The 25,261-nt window shown below is 68.2% G+C and carries 29 protein-coding genes; 4 read left to right on the top strand and 25 right to left on the bottom strand.

All coding sequences use genetic code 11. The features are described 5' to 3' along the window. Positions 1 to 198: 198 nt before the first annotated feature. From ABEB00_RS14645 to ABEB00_RS14655, 3 genes are read right to left on the bottom strand one after another with little or no spacing between them, the layout of a single operon-like run. Positions 199 to 675, bottom strand: a complete 477-nt coding sequence (locus ABEB00_RS14645; RefSeq protein WP_345620006.1) for a macro domain-containing protein — start codon at positions 673 to 675, stop codon at positions 199 to 201. After that, positions 672 to 1,685: a site-specific integrase gene (locus ABEB00_RS14650; RefSeq protein ID WP_345620007.1), complete on the bottom strand. Its 1,014-nt coding sequence runs from the start codon at positions 1,683 to 1,685 to the stop codon at positions 672 to 674. The genes ABEB00_RS14645 and ABEB00_RS14650 overlap by 4 nt, the downstream gene beginning before the upstream one ends. Next, positions 1,682 to 2,086: a DUF6221 family protein gene (locus tag ABEB00_RS14655; RefSeq protein ID WP_345620009.1), complete on the bottom strand. Its 405-nt coding sequence runs from the start codon at positions 2,084 to 2,086 to the stop codon at positions 1,682 to 1,684. The genes ABEB00_RS14650 and ABEB00_RS14655 overlap by 4 nt, the downstream gene beginning before the upstream one ends. A gap of 125 nt (positions 2,087 to 2,211) precedes the next feature. On the opposite strand from ABEB00_RS14655, the gene ABEB00_RS14660 reads away from it, so the two are divergent. The 4 genes from ABEB00_RS14660 (at position 2,212) to ABEB00_RS14675 (ending at position 4,702) form a co-directional block, all read left to right on the top strand. After that, positions 2,212 to 3,174, top strand: coding sequence for a PIN domain-containing protein (locus ABEB00_RS14660; RefSeq protein WP_345620011.1), 963 nt, complete (start codon positions 2,212 to 2,214; stop codon positions 3,172 to 3,174). A 103-nt stretch (positions 3,175 to 3,277) separates the two neighbouring features. Further along, positions 3,278 to 3,799 carry a hypothetical protein gene (locus ABEB00_RS14665; RefSeq protein WP_345620012.1) on the top strand — a complete coding sequence of 174 codons (522 nt, stop codon included), beginning with the start codon at positions 3,278 to 3,280 and terminating at the stop codon, positions 3,797 to 3,799. A 110-nt stretch (positions 3,800 to 3,909) separates the two neighbouring features. Next, positions 3,910 to 4,536: a hypothetical protein gene (locus ABEB00_RS14670; RefSeq protein WP_345620014.1), complete on the top strand. Its 627-nt coding sequence runs from the start codon at positions 3,910 to 3,912 to the stop codon at positions 4,534 to 4,536. 1 nt (position 4,537) lies between these two features. After that, positions 4,538 to 4,702 carry a hypothetical protein gene (locus ABEB00_RS14675; RefSeq protein ID WP_345620015.1) on the top strand — a complete coding sequence of 55 codons (165 nt, stop codon included), beginning with the start codon at positions 4,538 to 4,540 and terminating at the stop codon, positions 4,700 to 4,702. A 74-nt stretch (positions 4,703 to 4,776) separates the two neighbouring features. Here the strand turns inward: ABEB00_RS14675 and ABEB00_RS14680 are convergent, their stop codons facing one another. The 22 genes from ABEB00_RS14680 to ABEB00_RS14785 form a co-directional block, all read right to left on the bottom strand. Then, entirely contained in the window at positions 4,777 to 5,136 is a 360-nt protein-coding gene (locus tag ABEB00_RS14680; RefSeq protein WP_345620016.1) for a hypothetical protein, read from the bottom strand. Next, the gene (locus ABEB00_RS14685) at positions 5,126 to 5,551 is read right to left on the bottom strand and encodes a hypothetical protein (protein WP_345620017.1); all 426 of its coding nucleotides are present in this window, start codon (positions 5,549 to 5,551) and stop codon (positions 5,126 to 5,128) included. Before ABEB00_RS14685 ends, ABEB00_RS14680 begins: the two co-directional genes overlap by 11 nt. After that, a complete protein-coding gene (locus ABEB00_RS14690) occupies positions 5,551 to 5,907 on the bottom strand; it encodes a hypothetical protein (RefSeq protein ID WP_345620019.1) in 357 nt (118 codons plus the stop codon). Before ABEB00_RS14690 ends, ABEB00_RS14685 begins: the two co-directional genes overlap by 1 nt. A gap of 2 nt (positions 5,908 to 5,909) precedes the next feature. Continuing rightward, positions 5,910 to 6,632: a peptidoglycan recognition protein family protein gene (locus ABEB00_RS14695; protein ID WP_345620020.1), complete on the bottom strand. Its 723-nt coding sequence runs from the start codon at positions 6,630 to 6,632 to the stop codon at positions 5,910 to 5,912. A gap of 64 nt (positions 6,633 to 6,696) precedes the next feature. Then, entirely contained in the window at positions 6,697 to 7,284 is a 588-nt protein-coding gene (locus tag ABEB00_RS14700) for a hypothetical protein (RefSeq protein ID WP_345620021.1), read from the bottom strand. 9 nt (positions 7,285 to 7,293) lie between these two features. After that, a complete protein-coding gene (locus tag ABEB00_RS14705) occupies positions 7,294 to 7,893 on the bottom strand; it encodes a hypothetical protein (RefSeq protein ID WP_345620022.1) in 600 nt (199 codons plus the stop codon). After that, positions 7,890 to 8,921: a DUF5047 domain-containing protein gene (locus ABEB00_RS14710; RefSeq protein WP_345620024.1), complete on the bottom strand. Its 1,032-nt coding sequence runs from the start codon at positions 8,919 to 8,921 to the stop codon at positions 7,890 to 7,892. The genes ABEB00_RS14705 and ABEB00_RS14710 overlap by 4 nt, the downstream gene beginning before the upstream one ends. Positions 8,922 to 8,986: 65 nt before the next feature. Next, positions 8,987 to 11,215 carry a hypothetical protein gene (locus tag ABEB00_RS14715; protein ID WP_345620026.1) on the bottom strand — a complete coding sequence of 743 codons (2,229 nt, stop codon included), beginning with the start codon at positions 11,213 to 11,215 and terminating at the stop codon, positions 8,987 to 8,989. Positions 11,216 to 11,224: 9 nt separating this feature from the next. After that, the gene (locus tag ABEB00_RS14720) at positions 11,225 to 15,373 is read right to left on the bottom strand and encodes a hypothetical protein (RefSeq protein WP_345620027.1); all 4,149 of its coding nucleotides are present in this window, start codon (positions 15,371 to 15,373) and stop codon (positions 11,225 to 11,227) included. 21 nt (positions 15,374 to 15,394) lie between these two features. Further along, positions 15,395 to 15,760: a hypothetical protein gene (locus ABEB00_RS14725; protein ID WP_345620029.1), complete on the bottom strand. Its 366-nt coding sequence runs from the start codon at positions 15,758 to 15,760 to the stop codon at positions 15,395 to 15,397. Positions 15,761 to 15,804: 44 nt separating this feature from the next. Then, a complete protein-coding gene (locus ABEB00_RS14730; RefSeq protein ID WP_345620030.1) occupies positions 15,805 to 16,221 on the bottom strand; it encodes a hypothetical protein in 417 nt (138 codons plus the stop codon). Between the two features lie 91 nt (positions 16,222 to 16,312). After that, positions 16,313 to 16,900: a phage tail tube protein gene (locus tag ABEB00_RS14735; protein ID WP_345620031.1), complete on the bottom strand. Its 588-nt coding sequence runs from the start codon at positions 16,898 to 16,900 to the stop codon at positions 16,313 to 16,315. Between the two features lie 70 nt (positions 16,901 to 16,970). Then, entirely contained in the window at positions 16,971 to 17,363 is a 393-nt protein-coding gene (locus ABEB00_RS14740; protein WP_345620032.1) for a hypothetical protein, read from the bottom strand. Next, positions 17,360 to 17,689, bottom strand: a complete 330-nt coding sequence (locus tag ABEB00_RS14745; protein WP_345620033.1) for an HK97 gp10 family phage protein — start codon at positions 17,687 to 17,689, stop codon at positions 17,360 to 17,362. The genes ABEB00_RS14740 and ABEB00_RS14745 overlap by 4 nt, the downstream gene beginning before the upstream one ends. Positions 17,690 to 17,708: 19 nt before the next feature. Next, entirely contained in the window at positions 17,709 to 18,080 is a 372-nt protein-coding gene (locus ABEB00_RS14750) for a hypothetical protein (protein ID WP_345620035.1), read from the bottom strand. After that, complete coding sequence (locus ABEB00_RS14755; protein WP_345620036.1) at positions 18,080 to 18,490, bottom strand: hypothetical protein; 411 nt, start codon at positions 18,488 to 18,490, stop codon at positions 18,080 to 18,082. Before ABEB00_RS14755 ends, ABEB00_RS14750 begins: the two co-directional genes overlap by 1 nt. Positions 18,491 to 18,500: 10 nt before the next feature. Then, a complete protein-coding gene (locus tag ABEB00_RS14760) occupies positions 18,501 to 19,412 on the bottom strand; it encodes a glycosyltransferase family 4 protein (RefSeq protein ID WP_345620037.1) in 912 nt (303 codons plus the stop codon). 119 nt (positions 19,413 to 19,531) lie between these two features. Beyond that, a complete protein-coding gene (locus tag ABEB00_RS14765) occupies positions 19,532 to 20,488 on the bottom strand; it encodes a phage major capsid protein (RefSeq protein WP_345620038.1) in 957 nt (318 codons plus the stop codon). Between the two features lie 11 nt (positions 20,489 to 20,499). Further along, positions 20,500 to 21,156 (bottom strand): hypothetical protein, encoded by a 657-nt coding sequence (locus ABEB00_RS14770; protein WP_345620039.1) that lies wholly within the window; start codon positions 21,154 to 21,156, stop codon positions 20,500 to 20,502. Positions 21,157 to 21,214: 58 nt separating this feature from the next. Beyond that, positions 21,215 to 21,988 (bottom strand): VG15 protein, encoded by a 774-nt coding sequence (locus ABEB00_RS14775; RefSeq protein ID WP_345620041.1) that lies wholly within the window; start codon positions 21,986 to 21,988, stop codon positions 21,215 to 21,217. Further along, entirely contained in the window at positions 21,969 to 23,432 is a 1,464-nt protein-coding gene (locus ABEB00_RS14780; protein ID WP_345620042.1) for a phage portal protein, read from the bottom strand. The genes ABEB00_RS14775 and ABEB00_RS14780 overlap by 20 nt, the downstream gene beginning before the upstream one ends. Beyond that, positions 23,429 to 24,808, bottom strand: coding sequence for a terminase (locus ABEB00_RS14785; protein WP_345620043.1), 1,380 nt, complete (start codon positions 24,806 to 24,808; stop codon positions 23,429 to 23,431). Before ABEB00_RS14785 ends, ABEB00_RS14780 begins: the two co-directional genes overlap by 4 nt. Positions 24,809 to 25,261: the final 453 nt, after the last annotated feature.

Below are 25,261 nucleotides of genomic sequence, written 5' to 3' on the forward strand. Positions count from 1 at the left end.
CCCGTGCCCTCAGTGCGGCAAGTTGAGTCGCATCAGTCGTAACGTCCAGGACGACGCTGCTGGGAAGCTTGACCCCGACGTGTCCGTCCTCTGGTACTGCCCGGATCCCCTCTGTAACGGGCACGACGGGTTCTCCATCGAAACCCAGTAGCAGCAGAACACCCCCGCAGCCAGTCGGCTGCGGGGGTGTTGCCATGCTCAGGCGGGCAGGTCGTACACGGTGACGTCGATGCCCCGCGCGGTGAGCTGCTTCTTCAGCAGTGGCTCGATGTCCTCCCAGCGTCCGCTGGCAAGCCCGCAGCCGATGCGCGGCATGTGCACCGCCGCCCCCAGCCGAACAGCCTCTCCACCGAGGCGGCCGAGCGCCTGGTCGATCGCCTCGTACCGGACGGGCGGCTGCCCGCCAGTCCGGCGGATGCCACGCTGGCCGATCATGTTGGCCACCCACAGGTTGTCGTGCACTGGCACCAACTGCAGGGCGCCAAGAGCGAAGTCGTTACTCGCCCTGTTGCGATGCCAGGCCCGGAAGGCGGCCTCTGGCTCCGGCCCGCGCATCGACAGGGCCATGACGAAGCCGCGGCCCCAGGCGCCGACGTCGTTGCAGACGTGGGCAATGATTCGCGGGCCGGTGCCCGGCGGGGTCGTGGCATCGCCAGTCGTGTAGCAGATGGTCACAGGATTCCCTCGCTCGCCGCGTCGGTCCACTTGTCGGCTTCGCGGATGTAGCCCCAGAAGGCGGGGCTATTGTCGGCGTGGCCGGACTGTGCGCGGATCTTCTCCTCTCGCTTCCCTGCGCGTCTAGAGGCCGTGATGAAGCCGGCCCGCATGGAGTGGCCGGTGAGTCGGACGGCGAGTCCGGCGCGTTCGGCGTTGCGGGCGATGATCTCTCGGCAGGCTTCGGGGGAGAGTGCCCGGTCACCGAGGCGGCCGTGGACCGTGATGGGCAGGAAGGCGGGTCCCGAGGTGATGCCTGCGGCGGCGCTCCAGGTGAGCCAGGCGCGGACGGGGCAGGTGTCGGGGTTGCGGCCGTAGCCGACGACGACGTCCCGGGGCGGTCGGCCCTTGACGGCGGGGACGTGGACTTCGAGGCCCTGGCTGACGTGGACGATCGCCTCGGCGCGGAGGGCGGCGACTTCGGCGGAGCGGCCTGCGATGCCGAAGGCCATGAGCCAGAGGGCGCGGTCGCGGAGTCCTGCGAGTCCGTCGGCGACGGCGGCGTTCATCTGGCGGAGTTGTTCGGGGGTGGCGGCGGCTGCTTTGCCTCGTCCGCGCGCCATGCGTTCGGAGTCGTTCTTGAGCGGCTTGAGGGCTTGCCGGGCGGCGACGGTGGCGGCTTTGGGGACTTCAACGCCGAGTCCGCGCGCGGTGACGGTGACCCCGGTGATCCTGCGGTCGATGCTGGTCGGGGCGGCGAGTTTGATCGTGTCGAGCCAGACCACGAAGCCGACGAGCGTGCCCTTGGTGACGTCGGTCAGCGCGAGCGGGTGCCCGGTCTGCTCTGCGAGCCACGCGTGGAACTCGGTCCACAGCGCCCAGTCGTTGGCGTAGCCGCGTTTGGTGTTGTGGGGGCGGATGGCGTCGAGGTGCTTCTCGGCTGCTTCTTCCATGGCGGCCAGGACGGCGAGCGTCGCAGCGTCGTAGACGGCGGGGGTGGTGTCCGGCTGGTGCGGGATGAGGTCGCTCACGGCCTCCACTCCTCCCGGTAGCCGGGCCGGTCCGCGTAGGGCAGGGCGAGCAGGCGCAGCGTCACGCACGGGTACTCGGGGTACTTCCCGGTGGCGTCACAGATGGCGCAGAAGTCGAGCATCTCCTGTGCGTCCTCAAGTTGGCGATGCAGGGCGAGCAGTTGCCGCTTGGCGTCGATCTCCCGCAGCACACGCGCCGGGTCGTGGTCGGCAACGAACCGACCGCGCTCCGCTTCCAGGAAGTCCTGCGATCCAGTGACGACCATGTCGTCTTTACGGCGAGCTAGTACGAAGCCGTCGTCGTAGTACCACTCCGGGCCGAGCTCCTCGGCTGCCTCCATGGCGCGCGACGTGTCCCCGTCGAGTTGCGTGCTGAGCCACTGAACAAGGTCTTCAACCATGGCTAATTGTACCGTTTTTGCGCCCGCGATATGGCATGTTATCGAGAGCGCTGGAGGCCACCGCTGCGCCCGTCAGATCATCGATTCACCCATGCCTGGGGTGGCGGCACTGGCACAATCCCTCAATGCTCGTCACCCCGCTTCCCGGCGTGCACCGGGACAACGTCCTCGTCCTGCTGAGGACACTGCGCAACGAAGTCGACAACATGCAGGGCCCTTTCGATGGCCCCGCCTACAGTCGCCTCGTCCGGTATCTGCGGTGGGCGATCGGTGCAGCTCGGCGCCTCTCTGGCCAGATCCACACAGCCGACGTCGACCGCCTCGTACTGACCCGTCACTACGAAGCTCTGCTGGCTGGCGCCAGCGGAGGGATGGCTGGCAGCCACCAGGAGGGCATGGTCAACGACTTGGTGTCCCTAGAGCTCGCTGAACGCGTTCAGGCTTTCGATGACGCCTTGAGCTCCCTGGAGCAGCGAATCTCTCGCTGGGGAAAGCGCGAGTGGTTCGTGGTGGCCGACTCAAGCTTCTACATTCAGAACGCGGACAAACTCGCCGACGTTGACCTGCACAGGGTGCTCAAGCTGCCTCCGGCTGAACCTATCCGCCTCCTCTTCCCAATCACCGTGGTAGACGAACTCGACGGCTTGAAGGAAGCCGGCAGGCACCAGGCGAGGTGGCGAGCTACCCACACACTCGGCCTGCTAGACAGCGTGCTCGCCGGCTCAACGTTCGGCATCCTGAGATACTCGGACACCACCGGGGAGCCCGCCACCTGGCGCGGCGAGGTAAACCTGGAGATCGTCCTTGATCAGCCCGGGCATGTTCGCCTCCCGATCGCCGATGATGAGATCATTGACCGGGCTGTGGCTATCCAAGCTCTCGCCGCCCGCGATGTTCGGCTATTGACATGCGACACCGGGCAGCACACACGTGGTCGAGCGGCCGGCCTAACAGTGACGAAGATCGCTGCCAAGGATCCGGGGCCGGAGCCGGATTGGGCGGCACAAGACAAGCCTGGCAATGGCACGCGGGCTCGGCGCCGCGCACAGCAGGCCCCTCCCGAGACGACGCAGGTGGATACGGCCTGACGTAGCAACTGCGCTGGGGGCCGACTCGCAACGCATAAGGGAACGTTATGCGCTACCGCCCTCGCGCGGCTGGCATGTCGGCCGGGCGAAGATGCGCCGCAGGATGTCGATCGTCTCGGGCGGAGCCGCCGTCCTGAGCGACCCGGGCGTGGATGTCGGCGATCACATCGTCGCCGAGGAGCCGGCGGCGTTCCTCTACTCTCACGCTCTGCCAACCGAGCGAGCGGGCGACAGCAGGGACACGGGCGGAGGGCCAGTGCCCGTCGGCTCTGGCTCTCGTCTTCCTCGCAAATCGGCCCCGCCCCCCTGCTGGTCTCGGGAGACTGGCTGCATGAACACATTCGTCTGCATCCGTGACTCCGCCGCCCCTCTCGCGGAGGGCTTGGTAGGCGTCCAGGATCTGAACCTCAGGGTTTCCCCCGCCGATGTGCTGGTCTCGTACACCTACCACGGGTGCATTGTCCGTGTGGCCGACCGCAGTGCCGCCCACCGCGACGGCATCGAGGAGGTGTTCCGCAGTGTGTTCACTGCCGCCGGGTGGGGGGTTGAGGTGCGGGACGCCGGCGGCCTCTCCATGCGGCACCCAGTGGGGATGACCCGCATGTCACACGACGCCGGTTCCTGACTCGCGCACGGCCCGTTGTCCGGCGTCGCCATGTCACGGCTCGGTGACAGCCCCACCCGATCCCCCACGCCCGATCTACCGTGATCCGGCACTCAACATCAGGGGGAACCATGCGTGCACGCGCGACGGCGGCCACAGCCGTGATACTGCTAGCCGCACTCACCGGCTGCGGGGGCAGCGACGAGGGCAGCGACACTGCGGAGACGCCGACGGCCGCGGCTGCGGAACCCGATCCGAGCGGACAGCCGACGGCCGGGCAGGTCGAGGAGGGCATGCAGCTCGGCGACCCAGCCCAGACTGCGGGCGACGGCGGTATCGGCGTCTTGCAGATCACCCCAGACACGGTCGTCTTCGTGAAGGAGGCCACCGGGGAGACCCCAGCGAACGGTGTCTTCGCCGTCGTCGCCATGAAGGACAAGGCGATGACGGGCGCCGCGGCCGACGAGGTGGCGCCGATCAGTGGTGGCGGCTGGAAGTGGATGGCCCCGGACGGGGAGATGGTCGGCTGGGACAGCGGCAACGCGACCGGCGTCACCCCAGACAAGTACAGCAACGCCGAGCCCATTCAGCCCGGCGCCTGGCAGTGGCGGTCACAGACATTCGACCTGACCCCGGCGCAGGCGGAGGGTGGCACCCTGATCTACGTCGACGGCAACGAAGCCGCCCACCGGTGGGAGATGCCGACAACGGACAGCGGGCCGAACGCTGCGGACCTGAAGAAACGCCTGACGTCCTGACATGACGGAACGCCCCGCACCTACCGCCGAAGCGGAGGTGCGGGGCGTTCCGTCATGCGGCATCGTCGGGTATCGGCTCGCCCGGGTCTTCGTGCACCGGCTCCAGGAGCGGGTCGGCGGCCGGCTCGGGCACGGGCTGGGGTTCGAGCACTCCCAGGCGTTCTAGGGAGCCGGCGTCAGCGGCGGTGTCGTCGCGGCGCGGCGGGCGCTCAACAGCCTCAGGCATACGCACTCCAGCTCTCACACGTCGATGTGGTGAATGTAAAGGCGGGCCCGCTCCGACATCGGCTCAGCCGGCGGAGGCTCCAACCCTGCCTTCTTGATGTGCGAGACCAGGGAGCGGACGCGGTGCAGGAGCCAGCCGATCGCCTCGTCCTGGTCACTGATCCTCTCGCGCTGTTTCTCCGCCTCTGTTTCTTGTCGCTGGACGCGGGCTTCCAGGCGGAGGATGGCCTTGCCCTGCTGTTCGGTGACGGCGAGGAAGTCGTCTCGGGACTCCTGCCGCGTCGTTCTCTTCGCAGACCGGGCGGCCCATGCCGCCAAGCCGCCGGTTGCGATCGTCCCCAGGAGCGAGGCGACGGTGTTCACGTCAGGGGTCATGCGGCGGCTCTTCTCTCTCCGGCCGCGGTGATTCTCTCCAGCCTGCGACCACGATCACCGGCACCGCTGCGACAGCCCAGATCAGTGCCGTAACCCACCCCCTCGGATTGTCACCGAGCGGCCACCAACTGACCAGGTAGGAGCACATCCACGGCGCCACGATCAGCAGTAGCGCGGGGAAGGCGAACCAGTCGCGGCCCTGGGAGAGGGGGGAGGCCACGATGGCGAGTATGCCGCAGGCGATCCAGCCCCAGGCCCACCAGTCGAGCGGGCGGATGTGGAGGAGGAGTTGGATGCCGCTCGTGTCGGGCAGTGGCTCCATGAGCTGCCCGAAGCCGTACAGGGTCCAGAGGCATCCGAAGGAGAAGAGGAACGCTCCCCGTCTTCCGAACTTCCGGGCCGCACGGCACGTCATCAGACCGCCGTCGGCCCGGACGGCACCGACGGGCTGGAGGGCGTGACCTGCACGCGGGTCAGCAGGGTGAGCGCGGCGAGGACGACACCGTTGACGGCGCCGACGGTGGCCTGGGAGACCTCGAAGCCGAAGGCGGCGACGAGGACAGCGCCGGCTGCGACGACGGTAGTGAACGCTTGCGGGGCGATCGGTCGGGTACGGGCGGCTGCGATGCCGCCGAGGAGGGCGGTCACGAAGGCGACGATCGCAGCGGACGTCTCGGCGGTCAGGGGCGTGACGCCGAGGCTGACGACGAAACCGAGCGCCGCGGACAGCGTGTTGAGGACCGCGACCGGCTCTCTGCCGAAGATGCGCATGGTCAGGACTCCTTGGGGAGCTTGGCGACTGCGGACTCCAGCCGGCGGACGACGGTCTCGATGTTGCGGACAGCGGTCTCCAGCGAGATGTAGCCGTTGGTCTTGGCGGTCGCCGGGTTGGGGTTGTCGATGACCCCGTCCAGGGTCAGCACCTTCTTCGCGATCTTTTCCGCGTCGGCGTCGCTGATGGCCACGTCGTTCTCCTTCGGTTCGTTGCTGGTGGTGGGGCGCGGGGCGCCCTTCTGGACCCACGCGTAGAGGGGGCCGCCGGGGCAGGCGGTGGCGTAACCGTCGCGGTGGCCCTTGATCTCGCTGCCGGCGCCGTTCTTGCGGAGCAGGTCGATGCCGTCGCGGATCGCGGAGAGCATCTCGTCGGTGGGTCCGGTCAGCCCGGAGGAGCCGACGAGGCCGACGATCGCGTAGTGCGCCTGGTTCAGGGACTGGTTGCCGTTGGCGCCGGTCCGCTTGCGCAGCCCTCGACCTTCGAGGAGGTAGCCGTGGGGGCAGGCCGCATAGTTGTAGGCGACGTCCGAGTAGTTCTCGGTCTTGTTGGCGAGGTGGGAGGCTCGGATGGCCTTCCATTCGGCGATGCAGGCGTTGTGATCGGTGAGGAGCTTCGTGGAGACGGGAGCCCCCTCGTAATGGACCTTGACGCCCTTCGTGGTGGTCTGGCTGGGCGCAGCGGACGCTGGCCATCCGAGCTGGGAGCGGGTGACGAGATTCAAGGCGGGCCTCTTTCTGGGCATGGAAAAGACCCCGGTCAGGGGCGCGGGCGGGGTTGGGTGCGGGTCAGGTGCTGCGGATCCAGGTGATGTGCATGCGCAGGTTCGCGTTGGTCGAGAGGTTGTTGGAGGCGGTGCGCAGCGTGCAGATTCCGTCGGTGCCGACGACCCAGCCGCCGTGGACGACGCCGGTGTCGTAGCAGCCGGCGATCGTGTCGTGTGTCGGCCGCCAGCCGCTGGGAAGGGTCGCGCACTCGGTGTCGATGATGTTGCCGTCGTCGGCCTGGATCGTGGATCCCGTGCGGGCGAGGTAGATGTCGACGACTGTTACTCGGCCCTGCCGGTAGCCGTAGAAGTCGTTGAGGGAAAACCCGGAGCGGACACTGATTCCGCTGGTGGCGCTGACCAGGGACGGTTCCGGCGTGACCCAGGCGGAGCCGTTGTACTGCTCCAGCCGGTTCACGTCGAGGAGGTAGCTGACCATGCCCTCCTGTGGTGAGGTGATCGTGGCGCCGCGGGCGGATGCGGACGCGAACCGCATGACGCCGCGCGGGATGACGCCGTCGGCGAGGTCGGCGATGGCCTTGGGGATGCTGGGGGCGTCGGTCAGAGAGATCAGGCTGGTGCCCTGCCCGTAGCTGTCGGTTGTGGGCACGCGCCCCTCCTAGATGGTGTAGCTGATGCCGTCGAGGGCGACCCAGGTCGGCAGGTTCGTGGACTGGAAAGTGCGCATCGCCCCGGTGCTGGAGGTGATCTCCAGTCGGAGCGTGGCGGGCGTCACCGACGCGTCTCGGGCTACCGCCCAGCCCACGGATACGGTGGGCCGGATCGCGGTTGGCAGGGTCAGGAGTGTCGTACCGTCGGCGATCCCCCCGGACGTCGGACCGAGTCGGCCGCGCAGCCAGATCCGGCGGCCTTCTCGCAGGTAGCTCGGTGTCCAGCCGTGCCCCGGGTTGGCCATGCCTGCGGCCAGGGTGAGCGTGGTCCAGCCGGACGAGGTGGCGGTGCGGCCCCAGGCCAGCCAGTTCCCTGCCGAGTTTTGGTCGATGACGATGACGTCGTCAACAGCGGGCAGGGCGTAGTTGTCCATGCATCGGATGCCGGAAATGCCGTCCGCGGTGACCGTGCCGTCCCCGGCGACTGCGGTGACAACGGCGAGCCGCCAGTCGGCGCCGCGTACCGACGGGGTGGTCGCGCCGACGCGTTGGGCTTTCCGCCCGAGCGCGGCGGCCAGGTCCCGGTTGATGGAGGGAGCCGGTTTCATGCGTCCTCCTTCGCCGAGATCGTGGAGATCGGGAAGTCACCGCCGAGGTCGAGGGGCACGGTGAACGCTGCGGCCTGGTGCAGTTCGCGGGTCCCGTCCTCGTGCATCACCCTCAGTACATCGCCGGGTTCGAGCGCGGGGTTGGGCAGGCTGGCGATGTCGCCGGATGCGTTCGGTGCCTTCGCCTTGGCCAGGAGTAGATCGGCGGCCTGTTTGCAGGCGGACGTCGTAGTGAGTGTTGAGGACGAGTGGAACTGCGGCCGGCGGCCATAAGGCCCGTTGTAGTACGTCGGGCTGTTCGGGTCGGTGTCCCAGGCCATGTACTGCACCGGCGGCGAGTTCTCGGAAGTGTTTTCGCCGCGGGCGAGGACGCCGTTGTAGACGCCGTCGCTGGTCATGGCCCGGTTACCGGAGATGTAGACGCCTCCCTCAGTGGCCTCGATCGTCCACACCGGGTCGGCGGCGAGTAGGTCGGGGAGGGTGGCGAGGATGAACTCGCCGTCCGGGGAGGCGTAGCACTCTGCGCCGGCCGCTGCGGCGATCTCCTGCACGCCGGCCCACGGGTCGGCCTCTACGTCGAATGTTCGGCTGCCGATGGTGGCGTTGGTGATGCGGTTGATGACGTCGGCGCCGGGGACGCTGCGTTGGATCAGCTCGGTGATGGCGGAGACGACTGTTCCGGCGACCCGGTAGGGGGTGGTGAACTTGTCGTCGATGATGATCGCTGAGAGGTCTTTGCCGCTCAGGGTTACTGGGCCTTCGTTGACGTCGCCGTCGACCGAGTCGAGCCTGAATACTCCGAGGGGTACCAGTTCGGGCGGGCTGCCGTCGCCGTAGTCGACGCCACGGGAGATTCGCAGCCGGGCGCCGTAGGTGGCGAGTTCGTCGGCTGGAGTTCGCGGGATCAGGGTCGGGTCGGCGACGGTGATGGTGCAGGTGCGGCGGATGGCCTGTGTTCGGTCGACGGTTACGGAGCCGCCCGTGTGCGGGATTTCGATGACGTCTCCGGTGGTGAGGAACAGCTCCACCAATGTCACTGGGGTGTGCGCCTCGGCGAGGGCTTGCAGGAACCGGTCGGAGACGGGGTACATGCTCACCCCCGCCGGTCGAGCAGCAGATCCTCGCTGGTGGCGTAGGTGGACAACAGGTCGGTGCAGGTCGCGAACTCGGTGACCACGTCCTGCCAGGTCCGGCCAGAGACGCCATTGATGCCCACGGCGGTCGGCATGTCGGCTTCGGTCAGGGGCAGGGTCCAGGCTCGCCACGGTTCCTGGGCGAGTTTGCTGACGCGGGCTTCGGTGATGCCGCTGACGGACACGTACATGTCGGTGACGCCCATGCCCGGTGTGGTCTGCCACAGCAGTGTGTTGCCGGAGTCGAGCAACAGATGCAGCGCGGCCCGTTCGGCGTCGGATCTGGTCCAGACGGCGAGGTCGCCTTCCAGTCCCTGCCGCTTCCCCGACAGAATGATCTTGTTGCGTCTGCCTCGGACGATGAAAGACGCCTGCTCGACGGGGCGCTGCCAGTCCGGGGCCCTCTGCACCAGTACCTTCAGGTTCCGTTGCGGATTGCCCGGATCCTTCATCCACGCTTCGTTGATGTCCGTGAGCGTCAGCGTCACAAGATCCGAGGATCGCGAGTAGGTGGGGTCGCCGGCCGCGCTGTAGAACTGCAGGCGGTAGTAGACCGGTATCCCCATCGGCGCCTCATGATCCTCAATGATCATCAGGTCGGAGGTGATGGGCTGGCTCTCGATGAGACCGCTGCCTCCGCGCACCAGAGTCCGGGCTCCGTCCGGACCCACCCGGTACACGCTGATCAGGTAGTCGACCGGCAGCTCCCGCAGGGTGAGCGTGATGTATCCGCCCTCCGACTGCGCTTCGACGGCCGTCCGGGGCAGCACCTGCCACAGCGACACTCCGTCGATGTACAGCACCGAAGCCGTCGACGACGCCACAACGGCAAGCTCTACAGCAGCCTGCGTTGCCCCGGCGGGGGCGACCGCGTCTGACGGCAGGACGTACCAGGATGACCCGGGCAGCGACCAGGAGGTGCCGGTCGAGGCGCCGAGGTCGGCGTTCGCGGCGTCGTACCAGCGGACTCTCGTGGTGACGGTGGTCCACGAGCCGCTGACCGGATGGGCGGCGGCCTGTGCCCGCCAGTTGACGCCCTCGGTCAGTGGGAAGCGCGCCGACCGCAGTGTGGAGGTGCCGGCGGTCGCCGAGGTGACGGCCATCGAGTAGGCGCCGGAGTAGTTGGGGGTGCTCCATGGTGTGCTGCGGGCGATCGTCGCCACTCCCGTGGCGACGGTCCAGCCTGCGATGCCCTGCTCGAAGCTGGAGTCGGCGTAGGGGACGACGGAGCCTGCCTGTGGCCTGACAGCGACGGTGACGGCGATGGTCTCCAGGCGCAGCACCTGCCCGGCCGAGGCCCCGTCAAGGCCGGCCGCGAGTGAGCAGGTCGCCGCGCCGGCCGGGGCGGTCATGCTGGCGCGCTGCCGGTACATGCCAGTGCCCGGCGCGGCGAGTACTGAACGCTGGCTGGCAATCTGGTTTCCCAGAGCGTCGTGGAAGCGCAGTTCTATCCATGCGGTGGCGGTGAGTACGGGTGGCTGAAGGTAGGCGTAGGCGAGGTACTCGACGCCGGGGGTGACGGTGGGCCGGTCGACGGTTTGCGCGCTGGCGTTGCCCGAGGCGATGGTGGTCACCGCGAGGGCGTGGCCGCCGCCCAGGTAGTTGGTGATGGCCCAGCTCATCACCGGGACTTGGCGGGAGACCACTGCGTTGACGACGGGGGTCCAGCCGCTTGCGTCGACCTCGCTGGATTCCGTGGTGAACGGGAAGAGGTTGCCTATCGTTCGGATGGGCAGGCCGAGGTAGACCTGCTCCCAGTAGTGAAAGGCCCCCGCCCCCGGCTCGGTCGAGGAGAGCAGAACTTGTGCCTTGACCGCGCCTGCCGGGGCTGCTCCGGCGACAGAGACGCGGTGCCAGGACGCGGACGCTGCCATGGTCGACTGCGACCAGGTGGTGCCGAGTTCGGTGGACGCGCCAGAAAGCCAGCGGATGCCGATCCGCTCGGCCGTGGAGGAGGCCCCCGACGTGTCCGCAAAGACCTGGTACAGCGTTCCGGCGGTGACCGGGTAGGAGGAGACGGTGCGGGCCTGCGTCTCGCCGGCTGCCACGCTTTTCACGGCGAGGCACCCATCGCCGTTCCGACCGCCACCGCCCTTGCTGATCGTGCAATTCAGCTTGCTGTACCAGCCGGTGATGGACGGGTCCATCGACTCCGTCGCCGAGCTGAGGAGGTTCCCGGGGATCGCCAAGATTCCTCCTCAGCTCGCGTTGATGACGGAGATCAGGGCCTTGTCGTGTTCCTGCACCCGCACGTCGATGAGACGGCCGAAGCCTGTTTCCTGTGCGTGCAGTTCGACCACGACCGGCTGCTGCTGCCTGCCCTGGGCGAGTGCGTTGAACTGGCTCCCGGTCAGGACAGGCTCGGGTCGGCCCGTCCCGTTGTAGGCAAGGTTGAAGCCCGGCTGGAGCATGCCGCCGTTGTCGTACTTGCCGGGCTGGAAGCCGTACCACGACCCGAACAGCGAGTCCTTGAACCCGCGCGCCCGGGGGCCGACGACGACGCCGTCGCCGCCGCGGCTCTCGACGTTGGTTTTGCCGAGGGTGCCCGCCGTGTGGCCGACGCCGGCGTTCGTGATGCCGACTCGGAACGGGCTGTTGCCGTTCTTCACCCAGCCGGGAGGCGCGGCCTGCCCGGAGAACGCCATCGTCGCCCACCTGCGGTGGGGCTTCTGGCCCCGGATGACGGATTCGATGGCGGACATGAAACCCGAGCAGTCCCAGCTTGGGTTTCCGTTGCCTGCCCACTGGTAGGGCTTGCCGTTCTGGGTTTTCGCCCAGCGCAGTGCGGCCTGGATGCGGGGCCCGCCGAGGCCGCCACCGCCTCGTTTGTCGGCTTCTTTCGAGTAGCCGAACAACGTGTCGATGATTTTGTTGGGGATGCGGCGGATCATCTGTCCGAACCCGGTGTCCATACCCGGGAACTGCCGCAGCAGTGGGTTGACGACGTCCTTGACGCCCGCCCGCGCGGACGCTTCGAGGGTGTCGCCGAGCCATGAGGCGCCCGACTTGATGGTGTTCCAGGCGTCAGAACCGGCACCCACCGCCTTCGAGGCTGCCGATTTGATCCATCCGAAGATGCCGCCGTCCGCGAAGCGCTGCACCGGGAAGGTGCCGCCTCGGCTGTAGCGTAGGGAGGTGTCCGTCGATGTCGGCGCGCTTCCCCCGAACACCGGGGCCAGCGCCGCCTTCACGCCCTGTGCGCCACGGCTTTTGGCCAGCGCGTTCATCGAGTGGACGAAGCCCGAGCCCACGGCCCGGGTGAACTCGGGCCGCATGATCGCCTCGCCGCCGGACAGGGACAGACCTCCGCCGGTCGGGGAATAGAAGTCGTGCACGTCGCGGCCCGGGGTGTAGCCGGGCATGACGCCACCGGAGGCGAACTTGTAGTAGGGCAGCTTGGGTGCCCCGAATGCGCCCGCAACCTTGTTCCAGACGCCTCGAATACCCCGGTTGTACACCGTGTCCACGACGAACCCAACGGGCTCCCGCGCATATCCCTTGATCTTGTCCCAGCCGATTTTGATGCCCTTCGCGGTCTTATCGAAGGCATCCACCATCTTGTTCTTCAGCAACGTCCCCCACCCGGGGATCGTCTTCGTGAAGAAGTCCCGAATGTTGACCAGCACGTTCCTTTTGATCCAGCCCCAGGCGTCAGAGATGCCGCCCTTGATGTCGTCCCAGTGCTTGATGATTGCCACCACGGCGAGACCGACCGGGCCCGTGAGCGCACCCAGGATCCACGGCCAGTTGTTCTTCACCCAGTCCATGACCGTGCGGAACACGGCCGGAAGCGTCTTCGTGAAGAAGTCAGCGAACGGGCCCTTGAACCAGTCGATCACCGCGACAACGGCGATCTTGATGCCCTTCCATACGGCCTTCACCGCGTCCCGGAACCACTCGCAGTTCTTCCACAACAGGATGATCGCGCCGACAACGGCGACGATCGCCAACATGATCCAGCCCCACGGGCCGGCCAGCATCACCGCGTTATAAGCGGCCACCGCAGTCGTCAGCAGCCACTGCACGCCGGTCCACACCAGCATGGCGGTCCGCCACGCATACATCGCCAAGATGATCCCGTAGATCCCCTGGATCGCCCACGGAGCGTGGTCCGCGACCCATCCGATGCCCTGCGCGATGCCGCCCAGTACCGTCAGGGAGATGCCGCCCAGCGGTCCCAGGGCCTGGCCGACCGAAAGGAACGCACCCGCGATCTTCCCTATCGCGTCCCCCACCTTCGGGGCCATCTGGGAGCTGTACGACAGGAACCGCTCAAACTCCGGCGAGCCCTTCAGGCCCTGCCCCCAGGCGGCGAACCTGCCCGTGAGGCCCTGCATCCTGCCAGAGATCGAATCCATCTTCGGCAAGAAGGCATCAATGACCCCGACCATGCCCTTGAACACGTTACCGAAGGCGATCCCCAAGCCGGTGATCGCCGGGCCGACCGACGTCTCCAGATCGGCTTTGAACTCCTGCCACCACGGCTTCTTGAACCCGGCGGACGCCCGATCCTGCAAACCCTTGATGGCGGTCGCTGCGGCCGTTACGAATGGCGTCAGCCCCGGCAGACTATTCTTCAGCCCGATCAGCGCCTTCGTGAAGATCGGCATTACGGCCGGTTGCAGCGCCTTCGACCACGCGGAGAACGCTGTCCGCAGGTCAAGGAACGCGTCATACGTGTTCCGCGCCGACGGGGTAAGCTTCGCCAACTCCGCGTCGTACTTGGCCTGCGCGATCGCCGCCTGGTCCACACCGCCGGCCGCAGAGATGGACGCCGACTCGATCTGCCGCTGCGCCGAGGACACCGCGTCCGCTGCCGACTGCTGGGCGACCGCCACATTCGCTGTGGCCTCCCCCACACGGGTCTGCGCGTCCGCGACCTGCCGGGCTGTCTCCACCTGTGTGCGTGCAGCCTCGGCCTGGGCGTCCTTGACCGCCCGCGTCTGGTCGGCGACCGTCTGCTGGGCGTCCGCGACCCGCTCCTGCGCCGACTTGTAGGTGTCGGAGCCTGAGACGCCCGCCTTGTTCGCGGCGGCAGTCTCCTCCTTCAGCCGGGCCGTCTCGGTGCGCTGGTCCTTGAGTCGCTGCACAGCCTGCTCGTAGGCGAGGAGTGCCCGGTCCCGCTCCAGCGGATCCTTCGACGACTTCAATACCTTGTCGCGCTCAGCCGCCGCCTCTTTCAGCGCCAGCTCGGCGTCCTTCTGGTCCAGCACCGAACCGGCAAGCTGCGAGTTGAGATCCTGCAGCTCGCGTGCAGCCAGTTTCCGGGCGTCGGACAGGTCTTCCTGGGCGCGCCGGGCATCGCGCTGGGCGTCCGCGAGAGACCGCTCAGCGTCGCGCACCCGTCGGGCCGCCTCGGCGTTGCGCTGCGCCGCCTGGGCGATCGCATCCGCCGCCGCCTGCTTCGCCTGCTTGACCTGCGCCTGAGCCTGGGTGATCTGCCGGGCGCCGTTACGTTCCGCCGTCGCCAGCGACTGCTGCGCCGACTCCAGTTGCAGAGCCTGCGACGCCGCCTGCGACGCGGCCTGTCCACCCTGCAGCGTGGCCTGCGTCGCCGCATCCTGAGCAGCCTTCTGCGCCTGCAGCGTCTTGCCGATCTGCATGAACGCGGGGGCCGCGACCAAAGCGACCGACCCAAAGCCGACCGCGGCAGCCACCGCCGCCGCGGCGACCGCCCCCAGGCCGGCCGCCACCACCGGCAGGGCAGGGAGGATCGCCGGCCCGAACGCCAGCGCCGCCGTCGTCAGCAGATGAAGGTTCGCCGCCGCCGACCGAACATCCACATCGACCCGAGCGTTCTGGCCGTCCAAGCGGTTGACCTGAGCCTGGACGGCAGCCAACGTCGTCGCTGCACCGGCCGCGTCGACCCGGATCGCCACGTCGGCATCCGACGCCGACAGCCGCTGCAGCCGCTCCTGCAGATGGTTGATCGCGGCGACCGCATCTGCCGACGAAATGTCGATGCCGATCCGTGCATCCTGCAACGCCATGATCTGGCGGCGGATGTTGTAGATCTCCCGTTCTGCATCCGACGAGTTGGCGGTCAGCCGCACCTCGGGCAGGTTCCGGAGCGCAGCCTCAAGCGTGGAGCGCAGCGACCGGGCGAACGTGCTGCCCGTGGACTGTCCCTGCCGGGCTGCCGGAGCCTGCGCCGTCCGGCCGCCGGCCGTCACCCCGTCCCGGATGGCAGCAGCGACCTGGCCGGAGACGTGCCGGCCGATGACCCGGCCGACTTCCTCACCGACCTCATCCGCAGCCGGGACGAGTTGGCGTTGCATGCGCTGCCGGACACCCTGGGCGTTGGGCAGGACATCGACTTCGACGGATCCGACGGAGATGGCGGGCACCGGGAGCCTCCTCCCGGCGCCCTACGCGGCGCCCATGTCCAGTAGCTGAAAGAGGGTCTCGGCGCTTTTTGCGGTGAGCTGCGCCCGAGTCTTCTTCGGTGCTGCGCCCGGCCGCCGCATCGGCTCCGGAGGATCAGGCCACTTACTCTTCTTCTCTGTGTTGACGCAGGTCAGCACATATTGGATTTGACTCAGTCGGTCATACACGGCGGCCAGGAGCTGGTCTTGTTGCGACCAGCTACCCTTCTCGGGCTCGCCCTTCTCCGCCTGTGCCGCCAGTTCGGCCGGTGTCAACTGGTTGCGCAGTGCGGTCCATGTCGCGGACTCGGGCGGCAGGTGCTGGATAAGGACCCGTAGCCGCCGCCACGACATCTCGCCGCGGTGCACGTCGAGGAGGTCGACGCCGTTGTAGTAGCGGAGCAGATCCGCTTCTACCGCCTCCGCGTGCTCCTGGACGACGTGGCGGGTCCACGCGAGTTTCCCAGGCTCTCACCCATGCTGGCCGCCGCGTCCTGGGTGAACTGCAGGAACTCGGCAATCGTCGGGTCCAGTTCCAGGTAGAACTCGTAGTCCTCGGGGCTGAAGACGTTGCGGGCGAAGCTGTCGAAGTCGCCCTGGTGCAGCATCCGCTGCCAGGAAGACCGCCAGGCCGAAGCGGGCACGATCTGAACTTCCTCGCCGCACAGTTCGGCGGTGACGTAGTGTCCCTCGGCTTCGATCTCCTGCGCCTCGGCCGGGGTGACCTCCGGTCCAGCGTCGGGTTCGGTGGTGCGGCTGGTGGACGGCCGGGAGGCGGCCCTCGCGGCGGTGCGGGGCTTCCTGCTGGTGGTTTTGCGTGGTGCGGCCACGGCGCGGGCTCCTTCATCTCAGGCGCGGGCAGGGAAGGGGGGAGGTGGACGGGCCGGGCCCGCGCCACGGTCAGCGGCCCGTCCACCCGTCTCAGGAACCGGTGTACGCCTCGGTTTCGGGCACCCGGTCGAAGTGGTAGACCGTGTTGCCGGCCTCGTCCGGGTAAGCCGTGATCGTCCACTCGAAGCCCGCGACCTCGTCCTGCTTGTGCGAGACGTCCGAGCGTTCGGTGATCTCGCCAGCCGGGACGTAGAAGCCGCGCTGGAAGGAGTCGCCGTCCAGGACGACGAACCACCAGGCCCTCCGGTCCGGGCTGGGGGATGCGGTCTCCGCGAACGTGGTGAGGCCGGACGTCGGGGTGAGGTCGGCGACGTCCACGCGGTACTGCAAGGACTGCACCGTGGTTCGGCCTGTCTCCCACACGGTCAGACCGAACGTTCGCAGGCTCGATGTGATGGTGGTGCGGATCGGCGCCGTGTAGCCCCACGGAGTGAACGACTCGCTGTCCTCGTCGAAGCCCTGGGTGAGGCCGTCATCGGAGATCGCGCCGAGCGGCAGCCACGGCGCCCCCGGCTGGATCGCCGGATCCCCGGGAGAGGACGTGCCCAGCGGGGCGGTCCAGCCGCCGCCGTTAGCGCCGACCTCCAGCAGATCTGCGGCGCGGGTGATCTGAACCATGATGATGTCTCCAGACATGCGAAAGCCCGCGCACGGGCGGGAACTGGGTCCGGCGCGGGCCCGAAGCCGGTCAGGAGACCGGGTGGCAGAAGATTTCGTAGGTTGCCCCGACGCGGCGCAGGGCGGTGTTCTCGTAGGGGCGGATCGCGGGCAAGGTGATGGCGCCCGTGCGGCCGATGACCAGGGTGCTGCTGGAGGATCCGCGTAGCTCGCCCGTCACCCAGACGTGCACGTCCCGGGCCACGCCGATCGCGTCCGCGCGGGTCACGGCGTACACGTCGATGTCGACGAGCATCCGGGCCAGCCGAACGCCGTCGTCGTCACCCGCAGGGATCTGGTTGATCTGGATCGTCGGCAGCTCGTTGAGCAGGTTGTTGTCCAACTCGTCGCGGACCACGGCATCCGGAAAACGGGCCACGCCTCGCGTGATGAGTTCCAACTCGATATCGACGATGACGGTCACTGGTTCCGCCCGCCGATCTGCGCCGCTCTGAGCAGAACGTGGTGGGCCCGGACCTTTTCGGTGCCGTACTCCACCCAGCGGGCGTAGTGGGCCGTGTTCCGAACGGTCGCCGCGGCACGGTCTCGCCGCACACCACCCCGGGACGTCGCCGACGTCTCCCACGACCGTTTGTAGTGGCCGGGGTCCGGGCTGCGCGTGTCCACCGGGGACAGACCGACCGCCACGTCCGCGATCACGTCCGCTCGGCGCAGCATCTCCGCCTTCATCCCCGGCATCCGCAGCATCTCCCCGACACCCGCCCGCTTCATCTTGAACCTCGCAGGCACAGGTCATCGCCTCCCCTGGTCAGCCGGTGACTCGGTCGGCGGCGAACTGGACGACGCCGCGCGTGCCGGTGAACGGACTGCGACCCCAGTCGCCGGGCTCGCCCGTGATGTCGCAGTCGACGCCGCGGATACGGGCCTTGTCCGTGGTTCGCAGCGGCATGCCCGGGTGGTCGGCGGGGGCGTACACGGTCCAGCCGACGATGACGGTGTCCCGGTCCTGCTGCTGCGAGCCGCCAACCTGCGGTGTCTCCGCACGCGGGGTGACCCCGCAGCCCGGTACGTCGAACGACTCGTCCGGTCCCGGGAGCGGCTGCCCGCGCGGGTCACGCCCCGGCGAGGGGCCCTTGCGGACGATCCGTACTGTTTCCCCAAACGGGTACGGGGCCGGCATCAGTAGCCCCAGCCGGGCTCGAACTCGTCAACGAAGTCGCCGTCGCCGATCGGCCAGGTCGGCGACGGGTCCGCCGACGGCGGTGTCGGGTCGACCGTGAAGGCGCCGCCGCGGCCGGCCAGAGACTTGAGGGCGGACTTGTCGGCCTTCGTCAGGTACAGGCCGCCCGAGCCGGACGGGCGCTGCACCGACATCGGACCGATGGTCTCGTATGACACCTGCTGAGGGTTGACGTAGGCCCGGCCGGCGACCGACAGAACCACGGCCTGCGCGCCCTCCGGGAGTGGCTTGACGACCGTCTCGCACAGCGCCACCGCCGACTCAAGCAGCAGATCGGCGCGGTCGCCCTGGATCTCGTCGAGCCCCAGGTAGAGGCCGAGCTGTTCGGAGGTGGGAGGGACGAAAGGCATGGTCGCCTCCTCAGGCCAGGGACTCCACTGCACTGCACCAGGCCGCGAGGTCGGCGGCCGGATCGAGTTCGGCGGACCTGGCCTTCGCCCGCTTGGACGCCAGCCGGTACTCGGCAGGCGCCGCGAGCTTCCGAAGAACCGCCTCATAGCCGGCCGTGTCCGCCCGGTCGATGAAGATGCCGGCCTCCCCGAGCGACTCGCACAGGCCCGGCGTCGGGTGAGCCAGGACGGGGATACCGCTGGCAAGCGCCTCAACGCCTGCCCGGCCCCACGACTCGTAGGACGACGGCATCAACAGCACGCGGGTGCGGGCGTACACCTGCTCCCGCATGTCCTCGCCGCGGACGTGGTCGACGACCTCGACGTTGGGCAGGTTGGGGAGGATCTGTTCGCCGTAGGCGCCCTTCACGGCGAGGAACTGCTGGTCCGGCATCCGGTCGGCGAGGGCCTCGAAGACCCTGCCGCCCTTCTCCGGGTTGCAGTTGATCAGCGTGATGGCCTTGCCGGGCTTGGTCGCGTACTCGTCGGCGAACACCGGCGGGCGCACGATCAGCGACGCGGCGGGCCGGATGGACTTCGGGTACTCGGCGAAGAACAGCTCCGCCTCCCGCTCCATCCACAGCGAGTTGTACACCGCCAGGGCAGTGCCGCCCGCCGCGGCATCCCGGAACGTCGGACGGTGCGTGTTGTGGCAGACCACGATCAGCGGCTTGCCGTACCCACGGGCCAGGGATGCTGTCGACGGCACCGTCTCCAGGTGCGCCAGCAGCACGTCGGCGCGGCGCACCGCGGTCGGGAAGTCCAGCCGCGACTCCAGCGGAATCACCTGGATGCCGCGGTACCCGTACTCCTTGTGGGCCGTGCCGTAGCGGGACAGCCACATCGACACGTCGTGGCCGCGCTCCACCAGGGGGCGCAGCATGGACACGAGCATGTGCTCGGCGCCCGCATTGTGCTCCGGTGGGGCCGCATGCACCCTGGCGACGATCTTCAGGGGCTTGGCTGCCCCGCCCGGCGCGGAAGCCGGGACAGCCCTCGCCATCAGGAACCGCTCGGGGTGCCGGTGTACTTGACGAACGCGTCCTCGTCGCCCATCACGAAGCCGTAGTACGCCTCCGCGAGGATCAGCACCAGGTTCTCCTGGAACGCGGAGTGCACGCCGCCGTCCTCGTCGACGTAGGTGGCCTCGTTGGAGATCCGCACGGTGATGTCCATGCCGACGCCGTAGGCCGCCTGCGACCAGTCGCCGCCGAGCGCCCGCAGGCCCGTGTCCGCCGACGCGGACTGGCGGCGCTGCTTGCCCGACACCGACCGGGAGTAGGCGAGCGGCTCGCCGATCAGTGTGCCCGCGGACGCCATGTTCGTGCCCGGGGTCTGTGTGTCGACGAGGATCGGCCGGCCGGTCGTGTCCGTGGCGAGGAGGAGCTTCGGCTTCAGCCGGTGGTCCGCGACCGTGCCGGTGTAGTCGTAGTCCTCGTCGATGACCAGGTCCATGCCCTTGACGAGGTCCGCCCAGATGCCGCCGGTGCCCTGCGATGAAGTACCCAGGGCGACGGACTGCGACGTCATCGCCAGGTACTCGGCGAACGGGCCGGTGGCGCCCTTCATGGTCTTGCCGTGGATCGCCGCGTGGTCGAAGGCACGCGCGAACGCCGTCGGCAGGTCGCTCTGGAGCTGCTGGTACAGGCCGGCCGTGTTCGTGCGGGCGACCTCCATCGCCACCGGAATGAGCACGGCGAGCTTCTTCGCCGTCATGTGTTTGACGTCGATGCCGCCCGTCGACAGAGGCTTCTTCTGTCCCTGGCCGACCCAGTCGGCCGTCGGGACGTCCAGCGGGATCGGCACCGACGTGGTCGCGTCCAGAGCCAGCGGCGCCCGACGGGCGAGCGCCATGACCGCGGACTGCTCCACAGACTTCTCGAAGATCGGAGCGGTGATGGTCCGCGGGAGGAGTTCCTCCGGCAGACCGGACGTAGTGATCGGGGCCGTAGCCACCATGATTCCTTCTCTCAGCGGCTAGGGAGCCGCTTACTCAGCCACCCGGCGAACTCGTCCGCCGGGTTGGGGGCCTGCTTTCGGTTGGCGCCGGACGCCTGTGTGCGGTCCGGTGCGGGGCGCCGCGGGCCCTCCTGGGGCTGGACTCGCGCCCAGTGCGGCTTGCGCTCCAAGAGCGCCTGGAGATCCGCCTCGATGGCGGTCTCGTCGATCGAACCCGACTCGTCGATGTACGAGGTCAGATCGAGCTGTCCGACCGCGTCCTCCGGGTCGGTGAACGGCGCCCGCTCCCCGACTTGCGCACCAGCCAGAGCCTGCACGCGAGCCTCAACGAGACTCTTGCGGGTCGCGGCGATCTGCTCGTTCGCCCGGGTCAGCCGCTCGTTGAGGCGTTCGGACTCGGTCTTCTCGGAGTCCTTGATGCGCTGCAGCTCGGCGGCCTTCGGTTCCAGTTCCTTCAGGCGCTTGCGGAGGTTCGCAGCCTCCGAGTTCGCCTTGCGGATCTTCGCTTCGGCCTGCTTCCGGTCGAACGGCTTCTCGTCGCTGCCGGTCTCCGCCTCCTGGGCGTCGTCCTGCTGCACCGTGCCGCTCTCCTCGGTTCCCGTCTCGTCGACGGTCTCCTCGGTGCCGGACTCCTGCTGCTCGCTGGTCTGCTCGGTCTCTTCGGACATGACGAATCGGCCCTCCAGGGGCTGTGGAACGGGAAGGCCGCCACCAGGGCGACCAGGGTTAGAACGCTCCGGGGAGCGGGTTCGAGTCGTGCTCGGCCAGCGCCCGCCGGAACCGGGCCAACTGGCTACCGGAATGGCCCGCGGCGTACTCCTGGTACAGCCGTGCCCACTCCGCTGCCTGCGGGGACGGCTCGAACCGCTGCCCCCGAAAGACGGGGATCACTCCGCAATGGCAGCCGTCATGGGCCCGGAAACGCACCGTGTCCTGCGCGAACACAGACCCCCGGGAGGCGATCATTTTGCAGAAAGCGCATGCTCCCAAGGCCGCCGACCTCGCCCAAGCGGTGGCCTGCCGGTCCTCACGCACCGCGTCGAGCACCGTGGCCCGGCCGGTATCGGCGACCAGCTTCTGGGAGACCAACTCTGCCTTCTTCGCCGCCTGCTCCAGGCGGACGGCGAGGGGCTGCCGCTGCGCCTCGGACGCCTGCTCCGGGTCCCGGTCCCAGACGTCCTTCGTCGCCCACCGCAAGCTGGCCTCGGTGCGCGCCTCGGCCGGCGGGTCCGCAACCGGCACGGTGAAGGAGCCAGGAGCTGATGCCGCCTCCCGCTGGGCTTCGTAGAACTCGGCGCCCAGTGCGGCCGACGTCTGCGCGTACTGCTCGATCACCGCCTGCATCGCCGCGATCCAGTCCGGCACCGACGTTCGAAGCCGAGACGGAATGATCAAACGCCGCAGGCCGCGCGCATCCCTGACCAGCAGACGGGTCAGACCACGCTGAGCAGCCCGATAGCGGTCGGCGTCACCGCCCCTGTCAGAGACCGTCGTCGCCACCGTCGACCTCCACCACATCCGGCAGAGCAGTAGCAGGACGCTCATCGAGACCGGCGAGCCGGTCCAGAAGGCGCCCGCCCGTCGACGCAGCACCAGCACGGCGCCGGTCCGCACGGACACGCTGCCGCTGCCCCTCCGACAGGCCGGCCATCTCCAGCGCGACATCCGAATCGGCCGGAAGAATCCCAGCCTGGACAAGCTTCACCGTGGCGTCCGCCTGCGCGGCCACCGTCGGCGTCGCAGGGTTCCGCCACACCGTCTCGATCCGCCGCGTCTTGTCCGGCGGCTCACCGTCACGCACCCACAGCGCGAGGCGCATGGCCTGCTGCCACGCCGCCCCGTACCGGCGGATCCGCCGTTCGGAGCGCTTCACCAGCTTCGCCTCAGTCGACCGGATGGCGTCCGCGGAGGCCGGGTTGTCGGTGGTGTAGCCGAGCATGTGCGGCGGCAGACCGAACTGCGACGACATGATCCGCGCATACAGGTCAACGATCTTCGTCATGCCCGTCGGATCGTGCGCCGCGAACTGGCCGACCGTCGGGACCTGCCCGTCCTCGTCCCGCTCCAGAGCGAGGACGCGGCCGATGTACGTCTCCCAGGCGCTCTTGGCGTTGCCCTCCGCGTCCTGAAACGCCGACTCGGAGGCGCCCAAGATGTAGCGCTGCGGGGCGCCGAAGAACTCGGCCGCCACCTCCATGCCCATCAACCGCCGGCAGGCCGCATCCGTGATCGACATGACCTCGGGGGTGATCTCGCTTTTGCCGACCCGGTCTGCGGTGCGCTGCCGGTTCGCCATCCTCACCACCGGCACGACACCCAGGTTGTGGATGTCCCGGTCGACGACCTCCCAGCCGCCCGACTCCGACGGCACAGCCATCACCGTCTGATCCGGCAGATAGAGGACGATCATCCGCTCCTCGGGACCCGACTCGACAAAGGAGTCCGCAGCGCACTCTCTCAGCGCCGCCGTGCCCATCCGCAGACGGGCATCCCACATCAGCGTCATGTCCAGCGGCGACTCCGCAGAGATCAGCGGCGGACAGTCATCACCGCAGTCACCGGAGCCGACCGCCAGATACTCGCGGCCGTACACCAGCGAATCCAGGTGAGCCAGCGACGACTCGTCGAACAGGTCGTTCGCCTCAGCGATCTCCGCCAGATCCGCAGAGTCGGATCCGTCCGCCCACCGGAACGCCTCCAGGTCGAGACGCTCCTCCAGGCTCTCGACGCCGACCCGCGGCCAGCCGATCACCGTGTGCAGGCCCTTGAGCTGCGGAGGAATCGAAATGCCGAGGTCGCGCACCAACTGCTCACCGTTGAAGTAGGCGTCCCTCAATTGCAGTGCCCACCGGTCCCGCAGCATGTCCGCCCGCAGCATCTGAATCAGCGCGAGTTCGTCGTCCGACAGGTACACCAGCGGCAGCTCGGGGATCGAGAGGGTCACCGCAGCACCACCACCCTCCCCCGGCCTGTGGCCTTCTTCTTTGGCCGCTTCGGCGAATTGAGGATCATGCGGCGCAGCATCCTGGCGCCGATCGCGCACACCGCGAGGTCAATCTTGCGTGCACTCTCACGGTGCTCCTTGCCGATCGTGATCCCCCACCGGTTCGTGCGCCGCCGGGCGTTGATAACGTGCGTGCGCAGCACCTTGTGCCCGTCGTGGATCAGGGTCCGCTCCAGCACGTCCGCGTGGGTGCGCTTCACGGCCTCAGTGAACGTCTCCTGATTGCGGGGATCGCGCATGTCCCAGCGCACCGCGTGCGCCTTCGGGCCCGACTGCACCGACCGCAGGGCCAGCTTCGGGCCCCAGGTCTGACCCCACACGTCGATGTACGTGTCCCAGTACATCTCGCCGTCGTCGTCATCCTGACCGGAGCCCGGGTCCGCGAAGAACGCCTGCACCTTGAAGCGGGCGAACGCGTTCTCGACCACGCCGTGCACGTCATCGCGCGGCACCCGGTACGGCACGTAGCCCGGCGAGTTCGGCGCCGGCCAGTTCGCTGGCTTCTGCCACACACCCAGCGCCGACACCAGGCCGTCCGACATGCGGCAGGCGCACAGCCCGGTCGCATCGTCGCTCTTGGAGCCGTCGAAGAACAGCACGACCTCGTCACCGTCCGCCAGCGACAGATCCTCGCGCTTGCAGGCGTCCCACTCGTAACGGGCCAACCACGCGTCCTCCGCTGCGACGACCTGGTTGTACCAGAAACGGCGCGACCGGGACGGCGGGTTACGCGGGTCAAGGATCGACTTGATCAGGCGCGGGATGTTCAGCCAGTCCGAGTCGCCCCGCACCGCTAGCAGCACCTTCTCAAGCCACGGCTTGGTGAGCTTGGCTTCGGGTGGAGCCTCCAGCGAGTCATACAGGATGCCCGTGTCCTCGGCCCGCCCGGCCTCCGCGGCCTCGTAGGCGTCCCGCGTCTGCTCGGCAACGGAATCCTCGCCCGGCTCGAACGCGTTGGTGATCGCGAAGGTGCGAGCCGCCCCGTCCGCCGACTTGGTGGCGTTGCGCTCGATCGTCGCGGCCATCTCGTGGCCCTGGTTCGACTCGATCCAGTGATGCGTCTCGTTGAGCAAGGTAAACGTCGTGCGCCCGCCCTCAAGGGCGCGCGGGGACGAGGTAACTGCCTCGATCCGGGCCAGCCCTTTGCGGGCATAGATGATCTCTTTACCGATGTCGATGCTGTACTCGGCGAGCGCTTCCTTGGTGAAGAGCGACCCAAATATGATCATCGTGTTACGAGTTTGATCCTTCGACACTGCCGCAACCTGCACCCACGCCTCCGGGTGGGGCTCTCCCTTGGGCTGCCCCTCAGGCACGCCGTCAGGATCGTCGAAGTCAGCGATTACCCCCGACCAGCGAGCGGGACCCACGAACTCGGTCGCGCACAGCGTCCCGCCGAATGGGTCCTTGCCCTCAACCCCACCCCTTCAAGCGCTGGAGGACGGCGTCGCGATAGGCGAACTGACCTGTCTCGCGATCGATGGCGAACCACCACAGGACCAATCGGGCCTGCTCGGACGTGTACCGCCACCGATTTCCGTTGGCGTGCTGAAGGCAGGTCGCCGTCCATGCCAGGACGTGCCAGCCGAGCGTGAACTCGGGGAGGATGAATCGTCCATCCTCCCCTCGCTCCCAAGTAGGTCCAATCGTGACCGGCTCAACTACGTCCGGGACCTGTTCGGCGTCTTCCAGGTGAGGGGATGACATGGGCATCACCCCCTCTCGGGCCACTTAGACGTCGTTTCATTTGGTGAGGCGACGGTGACAGA

The organism is Streptomyces ziwulingensis, from assembly GCF_039542605.1.
Classification (GTDB): Bacteria; Actinomycetota; Actinomycetes; order Streptomycetales; family Streptomycetaceae; genus Streptomyces; species Streptomyces ziwulingensis.

Bases quoted from the DNA above. Each gene is read 5' to 3' on its own strand.
- ABEB00_RS14655 (WP_345620009.1), bottom strand. From the start codon at position 2,086: ATGGTTGAAGACCTTGTTCAGTGGCTCAGCACGCAACTCGACGGGGAC.
- ABEB00_RS14660 (WP_345620011.1), top strand. From the start codon at position 2,212: ATGCTCGTCACCCCGCTTCCCGGCGTGCACCGGGACAACGTCCTCGTC.
- ABEB00_RS14665 (WP_345620012.1), top strand. From the start codon at position 3,278: ATGTCGATCGTCTCGGGCGGAGCCGCCGTCCTGAGCGACCCGGGCGTG.
- ABEB00_RS14670 (WP_345620014.1), top strand. From the start codon at position 3,910: ATGCGTGCACGCGCGACGGCGGCCACAGCCGTGATACTGCTAGCCGCA.
- ABEB00_RS14675 (WP_345620015.1), top strand. From the start codon at position 4,538: ATGACGGAACGCCCCGCACCTACCGCCGAAGCGGAGGTGCGGGGCGTT.
- ABEB00_RS14680 (WP_345620016.1), bottom strand. From the start codon at position 5,136: ATGACCCCTGACGTGAACACCGTCGCCTCGCTCCTGGGGACGATCGCA.
- ABEB00_RS14685 (WP_345620017.1), bottom strand. From the start codon at position 5,551: ATGACGTGCCGTGCGGCCCGGAAGTTCGGAAGACGGGGAGCGTTCCTC.
- ABEB00_RS14690 (WP_345620019.1), bottom strand. From the start codon at position 5,907: ATGCGCATCTTCGGCAGAGAGCCGGTCGCGGTCCTCAACACGCTGTCC.
- ABEB00_RS14705 (WP_345620022.1), bottom strand. From the start codon at position 7,893: ATGAAACCGGCTCCCTCCATCAACCGGGACCTGGCCGCCGCGCTCGGG.
- ABEB00_RS14735 (WP_345620031.1), bottom strand. From the start codon at position 16,900: ATGGTTCAGATCACCCGCGCCGCAGATCTGCTGGAGGTCGGCGCTAAC.
- ABEB00_RS14750 (WP_345620035.1), bottom strand. From the start codon at position 18,080: ATGCCGGCCCCGTACCCGTTTGGGGAAACAGTACGGATCGTCCGCAAG.
- ABEB00_RS14755 (WP_345620036.1), bottom strand. From the start codon at position 18,490: ATGCCTTTCGTCCCTCCCACCTCCGAACAGCTCGGCCTCTACCTGGGG.
- ABEB00_RS14760 (WP_345620037.1), bottom strand. From the start codon at position 19,412: ATGCTGCGCCCCCTGGTGGAGCGCGGCCACGACGTGTCGATGTGGCTG.
- ABEB00_RS14765 (WP_345620038.1), bottom strand. From the start codon at position 20,488: ATGGTGGCTACGGCCCCGATCACTACGTCCGGTCTGCCGGAGGAACTC.
- ABEB00_RS14770 (WP_345620039.1), bottom strand. From the start codon at position 21,156: ATGTCCGAAGAGACCGAGCAGACCAGCGAGCAGCAGGAGTCCGGCACC.